This is a genomic window from Streptococcus sp., from assembly GCF_019414905.1.
GTDB lineage: Bacteria > Bacillota > Bacilli > Lactobacillales > Streptococcaceae > Streptococcus.
The window spans coordinates 1-2,600 of sequence record NZ_DXLC01000102.1; the positions used below are offsets into that span (position 1 = coordinate 1).

A 2,600-nucleotide genomic window follows, 5' to 3' on the forward strand; every position below is an offset into this window, starting at 1 on the left:
GGTGGTCATTTATTAGTTAAAAAATTTAACATTATTTATCATATTATTTTTAAAATCTATTTGAATTTTTAATAAAAGGGATTCAATAGTTAGCGACTCTTCCTCTGCAGTATCTATATATTTTGTTTGAACAGTCAAGATATATGAATCTTTGTTAATTGAATAAATACTAATATCCTGATTGGAAACAGGAGCTAGATGGATTGAATCTATGTTTAGCTTTTTCTTTAATTCCAGTTCAGCATTTTTTAGTATAGAATGATAATATTCTTTTACAACAATATTACGTAATTCAATACGACTTCCTATTAGTAATGTCATAATAAACATTCGGATTTTATGTTCTTTTGACATTATTAAATAATTTATTCTTTTGATAATAAATATTAATATAAATGGCGCTATGAATGGCAGTAAAACAGTTAGGATAAATAATATTGGATGTGTTTTAATATTATCGCAACTTAGATTTGTATAAAAAAGATTTATTTCGTTTACAGACTTGATAATCGAACCATAAAAAGTAGAGTATAAATAGCCCCCTTTTAAAGTATTGATGTACTTATTCATATTAAGTTCATCAAAAATTTCAACATTTTTATAGTTTAAAATCAGTTTATATATATCAGTATTAATTAGAAGGAGAACGAATGACGCGAAAGCTATGAACACAGTTGATTTGGAATCAAAATTCAGACTTAATATTGACAAAAACCAAATGAATATCCAAGAATTGCTAATGCCAGTAATGAAAAAGAGTGAATTATTTTCTTCTTTATTTCCATTAAATCACACAGCTTTCACATTGGTTAGCACCAACCTCCCCACCGTCGTCTGTAAAGGTACGGACGTAGTAGATAGACTTGATACCCTTGTTAAAGGCATAGTTACGAAGGATAGATAGGTCACGTGTCGTTTGTTTGTTTTCTTTCTTCCATTCGTAAAGTCCTTTTGGAATATCACTACGCATGAAGAGGGTGAGTGAAAGTCCTTGGTCCACGTGCTCTGTTGCAGCAGCGTAAACATCAATCACCTTACGCATATCCATATCGTAAGCAGAAGTGTAGTAAGGGATAGTATCTGTTGACAAACCAGCAGCTGGATAGTAGATCTTACCGATTTTCTTTTCTTGTCGTTCTTCGATACGTTGCGTAATCGGGTGGATAGAAGCAGAAACGTCGTTGATGTAACTGATAGAACCATTTGGAGCTACAGCAAGGCGGTTTTGGTGGTAAATACCATCTGCTTGAACCTTGTCGCGAAGTTCAGCCCAGTCAGTGGCACTAGGGATAAAGACATCTTTGAAGAGTTCTTTAACACGGTCTGATTTTGGAACAAATTCGCCAGTCACATACTTGTCGAAGTAGCTTCCGTTAGCATAGTCTGATTTTTCAAAGTTGTGGAAGGTGATGCCACGTTCACGCGCGATATTGTTTGATTCAACCAAGGTCCAGTAGTTCATAAGCATAAAGTAGATGCTTGTAAATTCAACAGACTCAGGCGATCCATATTCAATAAGTTGTTGGGCAAGGTAGCTGTGAAGTCCCATGGCACCAAGACCAAAGGTGTGAGCTTGGCTATTTCCGTGGTCGATGGTAGGAACAGCTACGATGTGTGAACTATCTGTAACGAAAGTAAGGGCACGAACCATAGCACGGATAGAACGACCAAAATCGGGTGAAGTCATCATGTTGACAACGTTGGTTGAACCAAGGTTACATGAAACGTCTGTTCCCATTTGCAGGAATTCTTGAGCATCGTTGATCAAGCTTGGTTCTTGAACTTGAAGAATCTCAGAACACAAGTTACTCATGATAATCTTACCATCAACAGGATTTGCACGGTTAGCCGTATCAATGTTGACTACATAAGGGTAGCCAGACTCTTGTTGCAATTTAGAGATTTCAGTTTCCAAATCACGCGCCTTGATTTTTGTCTTGCGGATATTTGGATTTGCGACTAGTTCATCGTACTTTTCAGTGATGTCGATGTAGTTAAATGGCACACCGTATTCAAGCTCTACTGAGTAAGGGCTGAAGAGGTACATTTCTTCATTTTTACGAGCTAATTCGTAGAATTTATCGGGTACCACGACACCAAGTGAAAGGGTCTTGACACGAACTTTTTCATCGGCGTTTTCTTTCTTAGTTGAAAGGAAGGCGATAATATCTGGGTGGAAGACGTTGAGGTAGACAACACCAGCACCTTGACGTTGACCCAATTGGTTAGAGTAAGAGAAGCTATCTTCGAAAAGTTTCATAACTGGAACGACGCCAGAAGCAGCTCCTTCATAGCCTTTAATAGGTGCGCCAGCTTCACGAAGGTTGCTGAGGGTAATTCCCACACCACCACCGATACGTGAAAGTTGAAGAGCTGAGTTGATAGAACGTCCAATAGAGTTCATATCATCTGTGACCTGAATCAAGAAACAGGATACCAACTCCCCACGACGAGCACGTCCAGCATTCAAGAAGGAAGGAGTAGCAGGTTGGTAGCGTTGGTGGATGATTTCATTGGCAATATCGATGGCAATAGCTTCATTCCCATCAGCAAAATAAAGGGCGTTAAAGAAGACACGGTCTTCCATGCTTTCAAGGTAG

2 protein-coding genes are annotated in these 2,600 nt (G+C 37.9%); both read right to left on the reverse strand.

The features are described 5' to 3' along the window. Positions 1-12 precede the first annotated feature (12 nt). The gene (locus tag QZ359_RS03110) at positions 13-570 is read right to left on the reverse strand and encodes a hypothetical protein (RefSeq protein ID WP_293959335.1); all 558 of its coding nucleotides are present in this window, start codon (positions 568-570) and stop codon (positions 13-15) included. 214 nt (positions 571-784) lie between these two features. Beyond that, positions 785-2,600, reverse strand: a 1,816-nt coding sequence (gene nrdE, locus QZ359_RS03115; protein WP_293959338.1) for a class 1b ribonucleoside-diphosphate reductase subunit alpha, incomplete at its 5' end; no start/stop codon positions are given.